Below are 16,559 nucleotides of genomic sequence, written 5' to 3'. Positions count from 1 at the left end.
CTAAAATAGCCGGATCGCGCCGGCTCCGGGCCGGCGCATTCCCATTCAGGCACACAAGGCAAAGCGAATGAAGAAGAGCAGCGGGCTGAGCTACCGCGACGCGGGCGTCGACATCGACGCCGGCGACGCGCTGGTCGACGACATCAAGAAGATCGTCAAGTCGACGCGGCGGCCCGAGGTGCTGGCGGGCGTCGGCGGCTTCGGCGCGCTGGTCGGCCTGCCGAAGAAGTACAAGAAGCCGGTACTGGTGTCCGGCACCGACGGCGTCGGCACCAAGCTGCGCCTCGGCATCGACAGCGGCCGCGTGCAGGGCCTCGGTCAGGATCTGGTCGCGATGTGCGTCAACGACGTGCTGGTGTCGGGCGCCGAGCCGCTGTTCTTCCTCGATTACTACGCGACCGGCAAGCTCGACCAGAAGAACGCCGCGCAGGTCATCAAGGGCATCGCCCAGGGCTGCAAGCTGGCCGGCTGCGCGCTGGTCGGCGGCGAGACCGCCGAGATGCCGGGCATGTACCACGGCAGCGACTTCGACCTCGCCGGTTTCTGCGTGGCGGTCGCCGAGCAGAGCAAGATCATCGACGGCAGCAAGATCAAGGTCGGCGACGTGCTGATCGGCCTGCCGTCGTCGGGCCCGCATTCGAACGGCTACTCGCTGGTGCGCAAGATCCTCGAGCGCGCCAAGGCCGATCTCGACGCGCCGTTCGGCAAAGGCACGCTCGCCGACGCGCTGCTCGCGCCGACCCACATCTACGTCAAGCCGGTGCTCAAGCTGCTCGAACAGGGCATCAAGGTGCGCGGCATGTCGCACATCACCGGCGGCGGCATCGTCGGCAATCTGCCGCGCTGCTTCGCCAAGGGCATCGCCGCGGTGGTCGACACCCAGTCCTGGCAGCGCCCGGCGATCTTCGACTGGCTGCAGGCGCAGGGCGGCGTCGAGCAGGACGAGATGTGGCGCGTGTTCAACTGCGGCGTCGGCTTCATCCTCGTCGTGCCGCGCCTGGAGGCCGACGCGGCGCTCAAGTCGCTGAAGAAGTCGGGCGCCAGGCCGTTCCTGATGGGCGAGATCGTCAAGGGCAAGCAGGACGTCCGCTTTGCCTGAGGCGGCGCGGCAGGCGCTGCGCCCGGCGTCCGGCGCGAGCGCGGAGCCCGGAGTGCGCGCGTCCCGTGGCGGACGCCGCGGTTCCGGCGCTGCGTCCGCGCGCGGACGGCCGGCGCCGGCGACCTTGCGCCGGCGCTGCGGGGAACTTGTATGACGGCGCGCATCGCCGTCCTCATCTCCGGCGAAGGCCGCAACCTGCAGGCGCTGATCGACGCCTGCGCCGACGGCCGCATCGACGGCCGCATCGTCGTCGTGCTCAGCAATCGCGCCGAGGCCGGCGGCATCGCCCGCGCGCAGCGCGCCGGCATCGCCGTCGAGCTGCTGTCGCATCGCGATTACGCCAGCCGCGAGGCTTACGACACGGCGCTGGTCTCGCGCCTGGCCGCCTACCGGCCGGACATCGTTGTGCTGGCCGGCTTCATGCGCATCCTCACGCCGCTGTTCATCGGCGCCTACGCCGGCCGCATGCTGAACATCCATCCCTCGCTGCTGCCGCGCCATCCGGGGCTGCATACGCACGAAGCCGTGCTCGCCGCCGGCGACGCCGAGCACGGCGCGACGGTGCACTTCGTGACCGACGAGCTCGACGGCGGGCCGCGCGTCATTCAGGGGCAGTTCAAGGTGCGGGCGGACGATACGCCGCAGACGCTGGCGGCCCGCGTGATGTCCGAAGTCGAACTGAAGATCTATCCGCAGGCGGTCGCCTGGATGGCGCGCGGCGAACTGGCGCTGACGGCGGGCGGCGTCGAACTGCACGGGCGCATACTGACGGCTCCAGTCGGAATGGACGCGGTCGAGGAGGCTTTTCGATGAAGATCCGGGCAGGCGGCAGTCTGCGGCACCTGATGGCTTTGCTGCTGCTGGCGGCGGCGGGCGGCGCGGCGGCGCAGGCCCCGGCACCGCCGTCCGACGATGCCGCTTTCTGGGCGGCGCGCGCCGACCGCTACAGCGTCGAGTGGGGCGACATCTCGCTCGGCGAGGGCACCATCGCGCTCAAGCCGCGCGGCGACGGCTGCTTCGATTACAGCTCGACCACCGATCCGATCGCGCTGGTGCGCTGGACCTACGGCTCGCCGCGCGAGAGCAGCACGTTCTGCGTGGTCGACGGCGTCGTGCAGCCGCGCCATTTCGAGTATCGCAACAACAAGCGCAGCGACGACAACTTCACGCTCGACTTCGATGCGGCCGGCGAGCGCGCCAGGATGATCCGCGGCGGCAACGTCGTCGAGCTCAAGGCGCCGGCGCCGACTTACGACCGCTTCTCGATCCGCGAGGCAGTGCGCCTGTGGGCGGCTGGCAATGCCGAGCGCATCGGCGCCGAAAAGGAGTTCTCGTTCATCGACGAGGACAAGCTGCGTCTCTACCGCTTCCAGATCCAGGCGCGCGAGACGGTGGAAACGCCGGCCGGCCGCTTCGAGACGATTCGCGTCGCGCGCATCGACAACCCGAAGAAGTCGTATCGCTACTGGCTGGCGCCGTCGCGCCACTTCGTGCCGGTGAAGATCGAGCACATCAACAAGGGCAAGGTCGAGCTGCGCATGGCGCTGCTCGGCCCGAAGTGAGCGCCGGCGCGGCGCGACGCCATGGGCGTTAGCCGGCCCTAGGCCGTCGCGCCGTCGAGCACCCCTTCGATGCGCAGCTTGTCGAGGTGGCTTTCGATGTTCAGCCGCGCCAGGCCGAGCAGGCGCGGATCGAGATCGGCGTAGATCAGCCTGAGCATCGATTCGAGATCGTGGCCCTCGCGCCACAGGCTCAGCACCTGCTGCTCGCGCAGGCGACGGTGCTTGAGCGTTTCCTCCAGGCGGTAGACCGAACCGAGCGCGATGCCGTGCGAGGGCATGATCACGCGCGGCGCGAGCGCGATCATCCGCTCCAGCGTCGCGTAGTACTTGCGCATGTCGCCCTCGGGCTTGGCGATCACGACCGTGCCGATGCCCTGGATCAGGTCGCCGACGATGCACCAGGCGCGGTTCTCCGGCATCAGCGCCAGCTGGCCCTCGTCGTGGCCCGGCACCTCGTGCACGCGCACCGGCCGGTCGAGCCAGCGGCACAGCGTGTCGCCCTCGCGGTAGTGGTGGATCGCCAGATCGTGGAAGTAATCGTGACCCTTCTTGTCGAGCAGGCGCCGGTGCGTGTCCTCCGACATGCCGATCGGCACGCCGAAGCGGCGCGCCAGTTCCGGCGCCTGCTGGTGATGGTCCGGATGGTGGTGCGTCAGGAACACCTCGTGGATGCCGAAGCGCGGCACCAGGCTGCAGAGCTTCTCGAACTCGTCGGCGTCGGCCGGCGAGGGGTCGACCAGCACGCGGTGCGACTGCGCGTCGCCGAGCAGGAAGCAGTTGGTGTGCTGGGCCGGCGGCAGGGTGTGCGAGCGCACCAGGATGTTGCGCACGCCGTAGACGTGCTCGATCACCGGCAGCTCGTAGTCGACGCGCGTGCGGAAATCGAGCCCCGGCACCTCGGTCGCCTGCGGGTCGGCCGCCAGCGCCTCGACCACCGCCAGCGTCGGCGGCGCCAGCAGCAGTTCGCCGGCGCGGAAGCGCGCCAGCCACTCGCGCGGATGCGCCCATTCGGCGCTGGCGATCTCACGGGTGTCGACTGTCAGTGGCGGCTGCTGCGGCAGGTCGACGAGATAGAAATAGGTGTTGAAGCGCACCGGCATCGTCGGCGGCGTCAGCGCGACGCCGAGCGCGCGCACTTGCAGCGCCGCGAACGGCGTCAGGTCGAGCGCCAGCTCCTCGGCCAGCTCGCGCAGCAGGCCGCGCAGCAGACGAGGCTCGTGGCCCGCGCAGAAGTCCGGCAGCGGCGCGCCGTCGGCGTCCTCGGCGTCGATCTTGCCGCCCGGGAAGGCGTGGAAGCCCGGAAAGGACTTGAGGAACGGCTGGCGTTGCACCATCAGCAGTTCGTCACCGCAGGTGACGACGGCGGTGACGGCATCGACGATCTTCATCTCGGCGCTCGGGCGGGGGACGTCCGCCATTATCACGCCCGGCGCCGGGCCGGCCAAACCGGCGCTTTGACGTGCGCATGCCCGCGGGCGACGATGCGGCGCTTATGGAGAAGCCGATGAAACGAAGGCTGGCGCGGTGCCTGCAGGTCGCGCTGGCAGCGCTGCCGCTGCTCGGCCTGGCCGCCTGTCTGCCGGGCCGGCCGGCGGCGCTGATGCCGACGCAGCAGGTGCCGGCGCGCGTGCCGGCGCAGATGCTGGTCGTGGTCCTGCCGGGGCGCGCCGACGATCTGGCCGGACTGCGCGCGTCCGGCATCGTCGAGGCGATCCAGCGCGGCCGGCCGGACGCCGACGTGCTGCTCGCCGGCGCGACGCTGCCGTATTACTTCGAAGGTCGCCTCGTCGAGCGCCTGCATGCGCTCATCGAGCCGGCCCGCGGCCGCTACCGCGAGGTGTGGATGGTCGGCGCCTCGCTGGGCGGTCTCGGCGCGCTCCTGTACGAACGCGAGCATCCGGGACGCCTCGACGGCCTGTTGCTGCTCGCGCCCTACATGGGCCGCGGCGCGCTGGTCGAGGAAGTGCAGGCGGCGGGCGGGCCGGCGGCGTGGCAGCCGGCGCCGCGGCCGGCGCAGCTCGATGCCGACAACCCGCCGCACGAAGCCTGGCGCGTCGTCCACGATTGGGCGCAGCGGCCGCAGGACGCGCGCCGCGTCTGGCTGGTCTGCGGACGCGACGACGGCTTCGTGACGGCGGCGCGGATGATCGCGCCGCTGCTGCCCGAAGGCCATTACCGCGAGCGCGACGGCGGCCACCGCTGGAGCGTCTGGAGCGCAGCCGCGGCCGGCATCTTCGCGGAGAACGGCGCATGAGCGCGCCGGACGCCGATCCCGTCAGCGGTGCCGCGACCGCGCTGGAGGACGCCGTGGCGCCGGCGTCGCGGCGCCGGCTCGGCGCGCTGCGCGGGCTGCTGCCGTTCCTGCGCCCGTACCGCCGCCGCCTGATCGCCGCCTTCGCGCTGCTCTGCGTCAGTTCGGCGACCTTCCTCGTCGTGCCGCTCGCGTTCCGCGGCCTGATCGACCACGGCTTCGTCGGCGGCGGGGCGATCGGCGGGCATTTCCTCGGCCTGTTCGGCATCGCCGTGCTGTGGGCGCTGGCGACCGCCGGGCGCTTCTATCAGGTCAGCTGGATCGGCGAGCGCGTCACGGCCGACCTGCGCAGCGCCGTCTACCGGCGCATGCTCGAACAGTCGCCGCAGTACTTCGAGACCACGCAGACCGGCGAGGTGCTGTCGCGCCTGACCGGCGACACCACGCTGGTGCAGACGGTGGTCGGCTCCTCGCTGTCGATGGGCCTGCGCAGCGCCTTCCAGTTCGCCGGCGGTCTGGTGATGCTGGCGGTGACCAGCGCCAAGCTGTTCGCGATCACGCTGGTGCTGCTCGCCGCCGTCATCGTGCCGCTGATCTGGGCCGGACGCCGCGTGCGCAAGCTGTCGCGCGAATCGCAGGACCGCATCGCCGACAGCTCGGCGGTCGCCGGCGAGGTGCTCAACGCGATCCCGACCGTGCAGGCCTACACCAACGAGCCGTACGAGCGGCAGCGCTTCGACGCCGCCGTCGAGCGCAGCTTCGCGTCGGCGATCCGCCGCACGCGCATGCGCGCGCTGCTGACCGGCGGCATCATCGCCGGCGTGTTCGGATCGATCGTCTTCGTGCTGTGGCTCGGCGCGCAGGCGGTGGTGTCCGGGCAGATGACGGCCGGCGCGCTGGCTTCGTTCGTGATGTACGCGGCGATCACCGCCGGCGGCGTCGGCGTGCTCGCCGAGGTCTGGGGCGACGTGATGCGCGCCGCCGGCGCGACCGAGCGCCTGATGGAGCTGCTGTCGGCGCGCCCGGCGATCGCCGCGCCGCCGCAGCCGCAGCCGCTGCCGGCGACGCAGCGCGCGCACGTCCGCTTCGAGCACGTCGGCTTCCGCTATCCGTCGCGGCCGCAGACGCCGGCGCTGGCCGACTTCGACCTCGACGTGCGCGAAGGCGAGACCGTCGCGCTGGTCGGCCCGAGCGGCGCCGGCAAGACCACCGCGTTCCAGCTGTTGCAGCGCTTCTACGACGTCGGCGAGGGCTGCATCCGCTTCAACGGCGTCGACCTGCGCGAGCTCGATCCGCGCGTGCTGCGCGCGCAGATCGGCGTGGTGCCGCAGGAGGCGGTGGTGTTCTCGGCCGATGCGCTCGAGAACATCCGCTACGGCCGCCCCGGCGCCAGCGACGAGGACGTGATCGCCGCGGCGCGCACGGCGCTCGCCGACGAGTTCATCGCGCGCCTGCCCGAGGGCTACAAGACCTTCGTCGGCGAACGCGGCGTGCGCCTGTCCGGCGGCCAGCGCCAGCGCATCGCCATCGCCCGCGCGATCCTCAAGAACCCGCCGCTGCTGCTGCTCGACGAGGCGACCAGCGCGCTCGACGCCGAGAGCGAGGCGCTGGTGCAGCGCGGCCTGGAGGCGGCGATGCAGGGCCGCACGACGCTGGTGATCGCGCATCGCCTGGCGACGGTGCAGCGCGCCGATCGCATCGTCGTGCTCGAACACGGCCGCATCGTCGAGACCGGCACGCCGGCCGAGCTCGCGCGCAGCGGCGGTCTCTACGCCCGGCTCGCGAGCCTGCAGCTGGTCGCGTGAAGCCCGGCGTCCGGACGGCCCGCCCTGGCCGGACATGCGGGCCGTTCGCCGCGCGGTCCGTCTGTGAAATCTGTGTAATCTGTGCCTGATCTAATTTTCCACTCACGACTACTGCCACCAGGACCATGAATCGCCTCCAGGCCGTCCACGCGCTGGGCCAGTCGCTCTGGCTCGATTACATCCGCCGCGATCTGCTCAGCGGCGGCGGCTTGCGGCGCATGATCGAGGAGGACGCGATCAGCGGCCTGACCTCGAACCCGGCGATCTTCGAGAAGGCGATCGGCGGCAGCAGCGAATACGACGAAGCGCTGCGCGCGCTGGTGCGGGCCGGCGTCGAGGACCCAGCCGAGCTGTTCGAGCAGATCGCGATCGAGGACATCCGCCTCGCCGCCGACGAGCTGCGCAAGGTCTACGACCGCACGCGCGCCGCCGACGGCTATGTGAGCCTCGAAGTCTCGCCGCGGCTGGCGCACGACACCGACGGCACCGTCGCCCAGGCGCGGCGCCTGTGGCAGGCGGTCGGCCGCGCCAACCTGATGATCAAGGTGCCCGGCACGCCGGCCGGCGTCGACGCGCTGCGCACGCTGATCGCCGAGGGCATCAACGTCAACGTCACGCTGCTGTTCTCGCGCGAGGCCTACCGCGACGTGGCGCTCGCCTATATCGACGGCCTCGAACAATGGACGCAGCGCGGCGGCGACGCCGCCAGCGTCGCCAGCGTCGCCAGCTTCTTCGTCAGCCGCATCGACGCGGCGATGGACGCCGAGCTGATGCGGCGCATCGCCGATGGCGCCGTGCACACCGAGCGCCTGCAGACGCTGGTCGGCAAGGTCGCCATCGCCAATGCCCGGCTCGCCTATCAGGACTACAAGTCGCTCTATGGCGAGCCGCGCTGGCAGCAGCTCGCCCAGCAGCATCGCGCGCGTCCGCAGCGCCTGCTGTGGGCGAGCACCGGCACCAAGAATCCGGCGTACCGGGACACGCTCTACGTCGAGGAGCTGATCGGCGTCGACACCGTCAACACCGTGCCGCCGGCGACGCTCGATGCCTTCCGCGATCACGGCGAGGCGCGCTCGCGGCTCGAATACGCGCTCGGCGAAGCGCGCCAGGTGTTCGACGAGATCGGCGCGCTGCAGCTGCCGTTCACCGAGATCGTCGAGCGCCTGGTCGTCGACGGCGTGCAGCAGTTCGTCGACGCTGACGACAAGCTGCTTGCCGCCGTGGCGAAGAAGCGCGACGCGATGCGCGGCTGAAACCGCCGCGCCGCTTCGGACCGGCCCCGCCTCGCGCGGGGCTTTTTCGTTGCGTCTGCCGCGCGGCACAGTCTGAACGGACGGTGAAAGGCGCGAGCTTGGGTTCAGGACGAATTCACGGCCGGCCCGGAGGATGGAGGGCGTCCGGAATGATCCGGATCAGCGACGGAACGCGCCCTGCGCGTCCGCAAGAAAAGGAGATGACATGAAGATGAAACCCCTGTTCGTCGCCACGATGATCGCCCTCGGTTCCGCGCCGCTGATGGCCCAGGCCCAGAACCATGCCGCGCCGGCGCAGAAGAGCGAGGCGTCCCAGTACGTATCCGACTCGGCGCTCACCGCCAAGGTGAAGACGGCGCTGCTCGCCGAGAAGGGCCTGAAGTCCACCGACATCAGCGTCGAGACCGAGAACGGCATGGTGCAGCTGTCGGGCTTCGTGACCTCGTCGGCGCAGATCGACCAGGCCGTCGACGTGACGCGTCATGTCAAGGGCGTGAAGGACGTCAAGAACGACCTGCGGCTGAAGACCGCGACCGAGTAAGGCGCACCTCCGGCGAGGCCCCGTCGCGATGCGGCGGGGCCTTTGCGTTTCGGGTCGTCTGGCCGGGCCGGATCAGTCGGCGCCGAGACTGCGCTTGAAGCGTTCGAGCATGCGCCGGCCCTTCTTGCTCGGGCGTTCGCTGCTGACGGCCTGGCCGGCCAGCTGGCGGGCGGTGCGCGCCTGCTCGCGGCGCACGATGCTGTCCGGCAACTCGTGATAGAGGCGCTGCGCCGCCGTCGCGTCGCCGCGCTGGGCCGACAGGCCGTCGACGACGATCTCGAACTCGTCGCCGGCACGGCGCACCGTCAGCGACATGCCGACGCGCACATCCTTGGCCACTTTGCAGCGCTCGCCGGCGCAGCGCACGTGGCCGGCTTCGATCGCTTCCTTGGCCAGCGTGCGCGTGCGGAAGAAGCGCGCGGCCCACAGCCACTGGTCGAGACGGACGGATTCGCTCATCGCCGGCATCGTACCGCGGCCGCCTTCAGCGATGCAGCCCGCACTCGGTCTTCGGCTTGCCGACCCAGCGGCCGCTGCGGCCTTCGCCGGGCACCGTGCAGTGGATGCAGCCGATCGACTGGTAGCCGCGTGCGACCAGCGGATGGAACGGCAGCGCGTGCTCGCGGATGTAGGCGTCGCGCGTTTCGTGCGTGACGTCGATCATCGGATTGAACTTCACGATGCCGTTGCGGATTTCGAAGATGTCGAGCTGGGCGCGGTGCTCGGTGTCGGCGCGCATCAGGCTCGACACCCAGATCCGGTAGTTCGGCTTGATCGCGTCGAGCGGCTCGACCTTGTTGATCGCGCAGCAGAAGTCCGGGTCGCGCTCGTAGGTCTTGTCGTCGATCGTGAACTGGTGCTTCCAGTCCTCGGCGCGCACGCTGAACACGTTCAGCTTGAACAGTTCGATCAGGTAGTCGCGGTAGGCCAGCGTTTCCGGGAAGTGGTAGCCGGTGTCGATGAACGCGAACTTCTGGCGCGGCTCGATCGTCGCGATCAGATGCAGGAAGTAGGCCGAGGTCGCCGCGAACGAGGAGGTGACCAGCACCTGGTCGACGTCGAACTCGCGGTACAGCTGGCGGATGCGCTGCTCGAAGTCGAGCGCCGCATAGCGGGCGTTGAGCGCGGCAATGTCGGCCGGGCTGAGCGCCGCGCTGTTGGGGCTCGGCATGACGGCTGGGGCGATCGACACGTGGAACTTCCTGCGGCTCGGTCCTGCGACAAGGTGCCGATTCTAAGGGAAGGGTCCGGGCCGGCGCCGGCGCCGCACGGAAGGTTATAAGCAAATAACCAAACGCCGCGGCGGCCGGCGCCGCTTCGGCTAAGCTGCGCCGATGACCGGATTGTCCCGTGCCCCGCGTTGTCGCCGCCGGCTGTCGGCCGCGCTGGCCGTGGCCTTGGCGGGGGCGGCGCTGCTCGCGGCGGCGGCTGCCGGCGCGGCGCCGGCGCCCGGCGAGGTGCCGCCCGACGCGCTCGGCGACGATCGCGACGGCCACGCGGTGCGCGTCGGCGATTTCCGCGGCCGCATCCTGGTGACCACTTTCTGGGCGTCCTGGTGCGGCCCCTGCCTGCGCGAGCTGACGCTGCTCGAGCGCCTGCAGCAGGTCGTCGGCCGCGAGCGTCTGGTCGTGGTCGGCGTCAACTGGAAGGAGGACCGCGCCCGTTACCAGGAGATCCTGCGCCGTCTCGCCGGCCTGCAGCTGACGCTGACGCACGATTCGCGCGGGCGCATCGGCGCACGCTACGGCGTCGAAGCGATTCCGCGCCTGTTCATCGTCGACGCCGACGGCCGCGTCGCCTACGCGCACACCGGCTACGACCCGGAGACCTCGCTGCCGCGCATCGTCGACGAGATCAACAGCCTGCTGCAGCGTCTGCCACCGGCAGGGCCGGTGGCGGGCGGCGCGGCGCCGGCATCGTGAGCGGCGTGCGATGATGGGCGCACGATGATCACCAGCTTCTATGAACGCCTCGGCAGCGACGAGGCGACCATCCGCCGTCTCGTCGACGCCTTCTACGACCGCATGGACCGCGATCCGGCCTATGCCGAGCTGCGCGCGCTGCATCCGCCGAGCCTCGACGGTTCGCGCGACAAGCTGTACTGGTTCCTGTGCGGCTGGACCGGCGGCGAGCCGCATTACGTGGCGCGCTTCGGCCATCCGCGGCTGCGCGCGCGGCATCTGCAGGTGGCGATCGCCAGCCGCGAGCGCGACCAGTGGCTGGCCTGCATGGCCGACGCGCTGCGCGACAGCGGCGTCGAGCCGGGCCTGGCCCGCGAGCTGCATGAGGCGCTGGTGCCGGTCGCCGACTGGATGCGCAACCGCGAGGGTTGAGCACGGCAGGCGGCTTCGGCGACGGTGCCAAACGCGCGGTCAGGCTCTAGACTGCGAACGTCCGCAGGGAAAGCCGGGCGGGGACTCCCGCCGTCACGCGATGCACGCCAGCCCATACGTCGTCTGTGAACATTGCGATGCTGTCTACACGCGCCGGCCGCTGGGCCGCAACGAGCGCGCGCTGTGCCTGCGCTGCGGCGCCGAGCTGTACCGCGACCAGTTCGCCGACCTGCAGACGATGCTGGCGCTGACCGTCACCAGCCTGATCGTCTTCGTCATCGCCAACGTCTATCCGATCGTCACGCTCGAACTGCAGGGGGTGTCGAGCGGCACCACGCTGTGGGGCGCGATCCGCGCTACCTGGGACACCGGCGTCGGCCCGGTCGCCGTGCTCGCGGCGCTGACGGTGTTCTTCTTTCCGCTCGCGCAGATCGTGATGTTCGGCTACGTGCTCGCCGCGCTGCTGCGCCGGCGCGTGCCGCGCGGCTTCATCGACCTCATGCACGCGCTGCGCCTGATGCGGCCGTGGAGCATGGTCGAGGTCTTCATGCTCGGCACCCTGGTGTCGGTCGTGAAGATCGCCGGCATGGCCTCGGTCAAGCCGGAGGTCGGCATCTTCGCGTTCGCGGTCCTGACCATCCTGCTGACGGTCATCAACTCCTTCGACCTGCGCCTGCTGTGGGACGCGCGCGGAGCGCTCGACGCATGAGCGCCCGGGCCGAAGCGTTCGACGGACGTCAGGCGAGCGACGCCGCGCCGGCCGCGGCCGAGCCGCCGAGCGCGCTCGCGCTCGGCCTGCTGCCCTGCGACGCCTGCGGCTTCGTCTGCCGCGACGCGCCCGGCCTGGAGGGCGCCAGCTGCCCGCGCTGCGAGGCGCCGCTGCACGCGCGCAAGCCGGACAGCCTGCGGCGCACCTGGGCGTTCCTGATCGCCGCGATGCTGCTGTACGTGCCGGCCAATGCACTGCCGATCATGCAGACCTCGACCCTCGTCTACAACGAGAACGACACCATCCTCGGCGGCGTGCGCGTGCTGTGGCTGTCGGGCTCCTGGGATCTGGCGCTGATCGTGTTCATCGCCAGCATCTGCGTGCCGCTGCTGAAGATGGTGGCGCTGGTCGTGCTGCTGCTCAGCGCGCAGCGGCGCTCGCGCTGGCGCCGTCGCGGGCGCGCGCGCCTGTACCGGCTCGTCGAATTCGTCGGCCAGTGGTCGATGCTCGACGTCTTCGTCGTCGCGCTGCTGGTGGCGCTGGTCAATTTCCAGTCGATCGCCGAGGTGCGCGCCGGCCCCGGCGCGATCGCGTTCGGCGCGGTCGTCGTGCTGACGATGCTGGCCTCGATGAGTTTCGATCCGCGCCTGATCTGGGACGAGCCGGAACGATGAACCCGCCTGTGAAGAGCGCACCATGAACGAGAACGAAACCGCGCCCGGCGTAACGGAGCTGCCGCCGCCGGACGTGCGGCGCGGACGCCGCTGGAGCCTGTCGCTGATCTGGCTGGTGCCGGCGGTGGCGGCGCTCGCCGGCGTGATCCTGGTGATCCGCGCCTGGCTCGCCTCGGGCCCGCTGATCACGATCCGCTTCGACACCGCCGAAGGGCTCGAAGCCGGCAAGACCGAGGTTCGCTACAAGGACGTGGTGGTCGGCCAGGTGCGCCGCATCCAGCTCACCGAGGACCGCAAGAGCGTGCTGGTCAAGGTCGAGCTGAGCAACGACGCGTCCAACATCGCCGTGCAGGACTCGAAGTTCTGGGTGGTGCGGCCGCGCGTCGGGCTCGGCGGCGTGTCGGGCCTGACCACGCTGCTGTCCGGCGCCTACATCGGCGTCGATCTCGGCTCGTCGCGCGAGGAGCGCAAGGATTTCGACGGGCTCGAAGTGCCGCCGCCCGTCACCAACGACCAGAAGGGACGGCGCTATTACCTGGAGGCCAGCGACCTCGGCTCGCTCGACATCGGCTCGCCGCTGTACTTCCGGCGCACGCAGGTCGGCCGCGTGGTCGGCCATCAGCTGCGCGCCGACGGCCGCGGCGTGACGCTGGAGATCTTCGTCGACGCGCCGTTCGATCGTTTCGTGACCCGCAACACGCGTTTCTGGAATGCCAGCGGCGTCGACGTCACCGTCAACGCCTCCGGCTTCAAGCTCGATACCGAATCGCTGGCGGCGGTGGTCGCCGGCGGCGTCGCCTTCGAGGTGCCGCCGCTCGAGGACGACGGCCGCGTGGTCGACGAGAACGCGCGCTTCACGCTGTTCGACGACCGCAGCGCAGCGCTGGCGCCGGCCGACGGCCTGGCGATGGATATCCGCATGCACTTCAACCAGTCGATGCGCGGCCTGTCGGTCGGCGCGCCGATCGACTTTCGCGGCGTCGTGCTCGGCAACGTCACCGCTGCCGCGCTCGATTACGACCGCGACGCGCGCAAGCTCTATGCGGTGGTCGACGCGCGCATCTACCCGGAACGTCTCGGCCGCATGTTCCAGCGCCAGATCCACCAGTCCGGCGACGAGGCGCGCGCCGGCCGCGAATTCTTCACGCGCATGATCGGCTACGGCCTGCGTGCGCAGCTGCGGCCCGGCAATCTGCTGACCGGCCAGCTCTACGTCTCGCTCGACTTCGAGCGCAAGGCGGCACCGGTCAAGGTCGATGCCAAGGCCAGCCCGTTCGAGCTGCCGACCGTGACCGGCGGGCTCGAGGAGATCCAGCAGCAGATCGCCAGCATCGTCAACAAGCTCGACGAGATTCCGTTCGGCGAGATCGGCCACAATCTCAACAGCACGCTGCAGAGCGCCGACAGCCTGCTCCGGCAGCTCGACGGCAAGCTCGCGCCGGAGGCCACCGGCCTGCTGCGCGACGCGCGCCAGGCGGTCGACGCCGCCAACCAGAACTTCATCGCCGGCGAGTCGCCGCTGCAGCGCAATGCGCAGGCCACGCTCGACTCGGTCGAGCGCATGGCGCGCTCGATGCGCGAGCTCGCCGACTATCTGAAGCGGCATCCGCAATCGATGGTGTTCGGCGCGCCGGAAGCCGCCGAGCCGCGCGAGGACGGACAGCAGGAGGGCAAGTGATGCGCAGCGCACGGCAGCGGTATCGGTGGGGACTCGGCGCGCTCGCGCTCGCCGCGTTCGGCGTCGCCGCCTGCAGCGGCGAGGCGCCGACGCGCTTCTACACGCTGGTGCGGCCGACGCCGGTCGCGCCGCTCGCCGCCGGCCAGGCGGCGTTCGCGCTCGACGTGCAGCCGGTGCGGGTGCCGGCGCAGGTCAACCAGCCGGAGCTGGTCGTGCGCCAGGGCAACGGCGAAGTGGCGCTGGTCGAGACGCGGCGCTGGATCGCGCCGCTGCCCGACGAGGTGCGCGGTGCGCTGGTCGCCGAACTCGGGGCCGCGCTCGGTGCGCAGGACGTCTCGCAGGTTGCGCCGCCGCCGGGCGTGCCGGTCTATCGCGTGCTCGTCGACGTCCAGCGCCTCGATGCGCAGCTCGCCGCCAGCGTGCGCCTCGACGCGGTGTGGACCGTGCTCGACGTCAGCGCGCCGGGCGCGCTGAAGGCGCGCTGGACCTGCTCGACGCGGGTCACGGCGCCGGTCGGCGCCGGCTACGACGCGCTGGTCGACGGTGCCCAGACCGGCCTGGCCCGGCTCGCCGCCGATATCGCCGGCGTGGTCGAGACCGCGCAGCGCGACCGCGCCGCGGTGCGCTGTCCGGGCTGAGCCGGCGCGGCGCGCGGCGCTTCCTTATCGCCTAAATAGAGCCTTCGCGCGCGCCGCCGTGCGGTTCGCCGCGGCCGGCGCCGGATGATCGCGCGCTCGCGCTGCAAGCCCATGCGCACAGCGCAAGGCACGATTCTTGACTATGGATTCGCCAGTGCAATCGCTCCACTGATTTGCGTTGGCGAGCGCCGCAAGCCGGCGCTCGGACGTCTTATCCAGATCGGGGCCTCATCCTCAGTGCTGGAGTCCATGGCTATCAACGGTGTTTTCCTCCTCGAGGAGCCGTCCTCGGGAGACGAGCGGCGCGCGGACGCGCCGCCGCGCGCATCGGAACTGGCGGAGCTGTTCGAGCGCCACAACCGCACGCTGGTGTCGATGCTGCAGCACCGGCTCGGCACCGAGGCCGAGGCCCGCGAGGTCGCACAGGAAGCGTACGTGCGCATGCTGCAGCTGCACGAACCGGGCGCGGTCAGCTATCTGCGCGCATACCTGTTCCGCACCGCGGTGAACATCGCCCAGGATCGCCTGCGGCACCGGATTCGCGGCGAGCAGATCGAGAAGGTCTACGATCTCGACGAGCTGACCGATACGCTCAGCCCCGACCGGCTGTATGCGGCGCGCGAGGATCTGGCTATCGTACGGCAGGCGCTGCTGGAGCTGCCCGAGCGTTATCGCCGGGCGTTCCTGCTGTCGCGGATCGAGGAGAAGAGCGTCGAGGAAATCGGCGAGGAGCTGGGCTTGCGTGACAGCCAGACCAGAAAATACCTGCGCCGTGTCGTAGCCTACTGCCGCCTGCGGCTGGATGGCCTGACGAGCGCAGAAGCAAAGGAACGGATATTTCAATGAAGCCTGACGGCCGCCGGCACAGTCAGATCGACGCGCAGCGCCTCGAGGCGGCGGCGGAGTGGATGGAGCGCCTGCGCGACGCATCGGCGAGCGAGGCCGAGATCGTCAGCTGGGTGCAGTGGTACGAAGCCGACGAGCGCAACCAGCAGGCCTACGAGCGTGTGCGCGAGCTGTGGACGCTGAGCGGCGGTCTGGCCGACGAGGTCGTCGATGGCGAGCTGCTCGCCGCCCGGCCGGCGGCACCGCGGCGCCGCACCGGCGCGCTGCGCCGCGCGCGTGGCACGCTGGTCGCCACGACCCTCGATTTCTTCGAGCCGCTGAGCGTGCGCCGCCGCCGCGTCGCGGTGCTCGGCGCGGCTTGCGCCTGCGTGCTGGCACTTGGCCTGGGCTGGACGCTGCGCGACCAGTCGGAGCCGTCGCTGCTCGACGACGATGCCGTGGTCGCGCCCAGCACGGAAACCGTGCACGCGGCGACGTTGTCGGACGGCTCGCGCGTCGAGCTGGCGGCCAACTCGCTGGTGACCGTGCACTACGACGAGGCGCAGCGCAATCTGAGCCTGGACAGTGGCGAGGGATTCTTCTCGGTCGCGCACAATCCGCGGCGGCCGTTCATCGTCGCCGCCGGCGACGTCCGCATTCGCGCGGTCGGCACGGCGTTCAACGTGCGGCACGCAGCGGACCGGGTCGTCGTCACCGTCACCGAAGGCGTCGTCAAGGTGTACCGCACCGGGGCGCTGGCCGCTGCCCCGGCGGAAAGCGACGCCGTCGTCGTCTCGGCCGGCGGCCAGGTCAGCTGGGACGAGGGTCAGAAGGATCCGACGGTCGGTGCCGTCGACCCGCAGGCGGTGCTCGGCTGGCGCGAGGGCCGTCTCGAATACAACAACGAGCCGCTCGGCGCCGTCATCGCCGATCTCAATCGCTACACGCGACGTCCGGTCTTCATCCACGGCGACGTCGGCAAGCTGCGCTTCTCGGGCACGCTGCTGACGTCCGCGACCGACGAATGGCTGCGCGCGCTGCCGAGCGAGTTCCCGGTCGAGGTGCTGCAGCAGGGCAGTGGCATCGTGATCCAGGCGCGCGCCGGCGCCGCGCACGGCGACTGAACAAAGGCTTGTCTGCCAAAGGCGCCGCTCGCGGCGCCTTTTTTTGTGTCCGCCACAGCGATCGCGC

18 protein-coding genes are annotated in these 16,559 nt (G+C 70.7%); 15 read left to right on the top strand and 3 right to left on the bottom strand.

Features of this window, described 5'->3' with window-relative positions; all coding sequences use genetic code 11:
• Window positions 1-67 precede the first annotated feature (67 nt).
• From purM to K343_RS0116100, 3 genes are all read left to right on the top strand, one after another.
• Window positions 68-1,099: a phosphoribosylformylglycinamidine cyclo-ligase gene (gene purM / locus K343_RS0116110; RefSeq protein ID WP_028008951.1), complete on the top strand. Its 1,032-nt coding sequence runs from the start codon at window positions 68-70 to the stop codon at window positions 1,097-1,099.
• Between the two features lie 150 nt (window positions 1,100-1,249).
• Window positions 1,250-1,912: a phosphoribosylglycinamide formyltransferase gene (gene purN / locus K343_RS0116105; RefSeq protein ID WP_028008950.1), complete on the top strand. Its 663-nt coding sequence runs from the start codon at window positions 1,250-1,252 to the stop codon at window positions 1,910-1,912.
• Window positions 1,909-2,661 (top strand): DUF3108 domain-containing protein, encoded by a 753-nt coding sequence (locus K343_RS0116100; RefSeq protein ID WP_028008949.1) that lies wholly within the window; start codon window positions 1,909-1,911, stop codon window positions 2,659-2,661. Before purN ends, K343_RS0116100 begins: the two co-directional genes overlap by 4 nt.
• A 38-nt stretch (window positions 2,662-2,699) precedes the next feature.
• On the opposite strand, the gene K343_RS0116095 is transcribed toward K343_RS0116100, so the two are convergent.
• Window positions 2,700-4,049, bottom strand: coding sequence for an MBL fold metallo-hydrolase (locus K343_RS0116095; protein ID WP_028008948.1), 1,350 nt, complete (start codon window positions 4,047-4,049; stop codon window positions 2,700-2,702).
• A gap of 116 nt (window positions 4,050-4,165) precedes the next feature.
• Here K343_RS0116095 and K343_RS0116090 point away from each other — a divergent pair, with 116 nt between their 5' ends.
• The 4 genes from K343_RS0116090 to K343_RS0116075 all read left to right on the top strand — a co-directional run bounded on the left by K343_RS0116090 (window position 4,166) and on the right by K343_RS0116075 (window position 8,511).
• Window positions 4,166-4,915, top strand: a complete 750-nt coding sequence (locus K343_RS0116090) for an alpha/beta hydrolase-fold protein (protein WP_028008947.1) — start codon at window positions 4,166-4,168, stop codon at window positions 4,913-4,915.
• Entirely contained in the window at window positions 4,912-6,717 is a 1,806-nt protein-coding gene (locus tag K343_RS0116085) for an ABC transporter transmembrane domain-containing protein (RefSeq protein ID WP_051278585.1), read from the top strand. Before K343_RS0116090 ends, K343_RS0116085 begins: the two co-directional genes overlap by 4 nt.
• A 125-nt stretch (window positions 6,718-6,842) precedes the next feature.
• Window positions 6,843-7,970, top strand: a complete 1,128-nt coding sequence (gene tal / locus K343_RS0116080; protein WP_028008945.1) for a transaldolase — start codon at window positions 6,843-6,845, stop codon at window positions 7,968-7,970.
• Between the two features lie 205 nt (window positions 7,971-8,175).
• Window positions 8,176-8,511 carry a BON domain-containing protein gene (locus tag K343_RS0116075; RefSeq protein WP_211226320.1) on the top strand — a complete coding sequence of 112 codons (336 nt, stop codon included), beginning with the start codon at window positions 8,176-8,178 and terminating at the stop codon, window positions 8,509-8,511.
• 72 nt (window positions 8,512-8,583) lie between these two features.
• Here K343_RS0116075 and K343_RS0116070 read toward each other — a convergent pair whose 3' ends face one another.
• The gene (locus K343_RS0116070) at window positions 8,584-8,970 is read right to left on the bottom strand and encodes an RNA-binding S4 domain-containing protein (RefSeq protein WP_154662618.1); all 387 of its coding nucleotides are present in this window, start codon (window positions 8,968-8,970) and stop codon (window positions 8,584-8,586) included.
• A 25-nt stretch (window positions 8,971-8,995) separates the two neighbouring features.
• Window positions 8,996-9,682: a phosphoadenylyl-sulfate reductase gene (locus tag K343_RS0116065; protein ID WP_043112963.1), complete on the bottom strand. Its 687-nt coding sequence runs from the start codon at window positions 9,680-9,682 to the stop codon at window positions 8,996-8,998.
• 220 nt (window positions 9,683-9,902) lie between these two features.
• Between K343_RS0116065 and K343_RS0116060 the strand changes: the two genes are divergently transcribed.
• The 8 genes from K343_RS0116060 to K343_RS23630 all read left to right on the top strand — a co-directional run bounded on the left by K343_RS0116060 (window position 9,903) and on the right by K343_RS23630 (window position 16,492).
• Window positions 9,903-10,433: a TlpA family protein disulfide reductase gene (locus tag K343_RS0116060; RefSeq protein ID WP_161628909.1), complete on the top strand. Its 531-nt coding sequence runs from the start codon at window positions 9,903-9,905 to the stop codon at window positions 10,431-10,433.
• A gap of 24 nt (window positions 10,434-10,457) precedes the next feature.
• The gene (locus K343_RS0116055; RefSeq protein ID WP_051278580.1) at window positions 10,458-10,844 is read left to right on the top strand and encodes a group II truncated hemoglobin; all 387 of its coding nucleotides are present in this window, start codon (window positions 10,458-10,460) and stop codon (window positions 10,842-10,844) included.
• Window positions 10,845-10,944: 100 nt separating this feature from the next.
• Window positions 10,945-11,553, top strand: a complete 609-nt coding sequence (locus tag K343_RS0116050; protein WP_028008939.1) for a paraquat-inducible protein A — start codon at window positions 10,945-10,947, stop codon at window positions 11,551-11,553.
• On the top strand, window positions 11,550-12,227 hold the full coding sequence (locus K343_RS0116045) for a paraquat-inducible protein A (protein ID WP_154662617.1): 678 nt from the start codon (window positions 11,550-11,552) through the stop codon (window positions 12,225-12,227). The genes K343_RS0116050 and K343_RS0116045 overlap by 4 nt, the downstream gene beginning before the upstream one ends.
• Before the next feature lie 22 nt (window positions 12,228-12,249).
• The gene (locus K343_RS0116040) at window positions 12,250-13,905 is read left to right on the top strand and encodes a PqiB family protein (RefSeq protein ID WP_028008937.1); all 1,656 of its coding nucleotides are present in this window, start codon (window positions 12,250-12,252) and stop codon (window positions 13,903-13,905) included.
• The gene (locus tag K343_RS0116035; protein WP_028008936.1) at window positions 13,905-14,543 is read left to right on the top strand and encodes a PqiC family protein; all 639 of its coding nucleotides are present in this window, start codon (window positions 13,905-13,907) and stop codon (window positions 14,541-14,543) included. Before K343_RS0116040 ends, K343_RS0116035 begins: the two co-directional genes overlap by 1 nt.
• Before the next feature lie 84 nt (window positions 14,544-14,627).
• A complete protein-coding gene (locus tag K343_RS22545; protein WP_084615941.1) occupies window positions 14,628-15,389 on the top strand; it encodes an RNA polymerase sigma factor in 762 nt (253 codons plus the stop codon).
• A complete protein-coding gene (locus K343_RS23630) occupies window positions 15,386-16,492 on the top strand; it encodes a FecR family protein (protein WP_051278578.1) in 1,107 nt (368 codons plus the stop codon). The genes K343_RS22545 and K343_RS23630 overlap by 4 nt, the downstream gene beginning before the upstream one ends.
• Window positions 16,493-16,559: the final 67 nt, after the last annotated feature.

The sequence above is a fragment of the Solimonas flava DSM 18980 genome (genome assembly GCF_000426685.1).
GTDB lineage: Bacteria > Pseudomonadota > Gammaproteobacteria > Nevskiales > Nevskiaceae > Solimonas > Solimonas flava.
This window is presented reverse-complemented; position numbering and strand designations above follow the sequence as displayed.

Bases quoted from the DNA above. Each gene is read 5' to 3' on its own strand.
- K343_RS0116035 (WP_028008936.1), top strand. From the start codon at position 13,905: ATGCGCAGCGCACGGCAGCGGTATCGGTGGGGACTCGGCGCGCTCGCG.
- K343_RS0116075 (WP_211226320.1), top strand. From the start codon at position 8,176: ATGAAGATGAAACCCCTGTTCGTCGCCACGATGATCGCCCTCGGTTCC.
- K343_RS0116040 (WP_028008937.1), top strand. From the start codon at position 12,250: ATGAACGAGAACGAAACCGCGCCCGGCGTAACGGAGCTGCCGCCGCCG.
- K343_RS0116065 (WP_043112963.1), bottom strand. From the start codon at position 9,682: ATGCCGAGCCCCAACAGCGCGGCGCTCAGCCCGGCCGACATTGCCGCG.
- K343_RS0116085 (WP_051278585.1), top strand. From the start codon at position 4,912: ATGAGCGCGCCGGACGCCGATCCCGTCAGCGGTGCCGCGACCGCGCTG.
- K343_RS0116045 (WP_154662617.1), top strand. From the start codon at position 11,550: ATGAGCGCCCGGGCCGAAGCGTTCGACGGACGTCAGGCGAGCGACGCC.
- tal (WP_028008945.1), top strand. From the start codon at position 6,843: ATGAATCGCCTCCAGGCCGTCCACGCGCTGGGCCAGTCGCTCTGGCTC.
- K343_RS22545 (WP_084615941.1), top strand. From the start codon at position 14,628: ATGATCGCGCGCTCGCGCTGCAAGCCCATGCGCACAGCGCAAGGCACG.
- purM (WP_028008951.1), top strand. From the start codon at position 68: ATGAAGAAGAGCAGCGGGCTGAGCTACCGCGACGCGGGCGTCGACATC.
- K343_RS0116070 (WP_154662618.1), bottom strand. From the start codon at position 8,970: ATGAGCGAATCCGTCCGTCTCGACCAGTGGCTGTGGGCCGCGCGCTTC.
- K343_RS0116095 (WP_028008948.1), bottom strand. From the start codon at position 4,049: ATGAAGATCGTCGATGCCGTCACCGCCGTCGTCACCTGCGGTGACGAA.
- K343_RS0116090 (WP_028008947.1), top strand. From the start codon at position 4,166: ATGAAACGAAGGCTGGCGCGGTGCCTGCAGGTCGCGCTGGCAGCGCTG.
- purN (WP_028008950.1), top strand. From the start codon at position 1,250: ATGACGGCGCGCATCGCCGTCCTCATCTCCGGCGAAGGCCGCAACCTG.
- K343_RS23630 (WP_051278578.1), top strand. From the start codon at position 15,386: ATGAAGCCTGACGGCCGCCGGCACAGTCAGATCGACGCGCAGCGCCTC.
- K343_RS0116055 (WP_051278580.1), top strand. From the start codon at position 10,458: ATGATCACCAGCTTCTATGAACGCCTCGGCAGCGACGAGGCGACCATC.
- K343_RS0116100 (WP_028008949.1), top strand. From the start codon at position 1,909: ATGAAGATCCGGGCAGGCGGCAGTCTGCGGCACCTGATGGCTTTGCTG.
- K343_RS0116050 (WP_028008939.1), top strand. From the start codon at position 10,945: ATGCACGCCAGCCCATACGTCGTCTGTGAACATTGCGATGCTGTCTAC.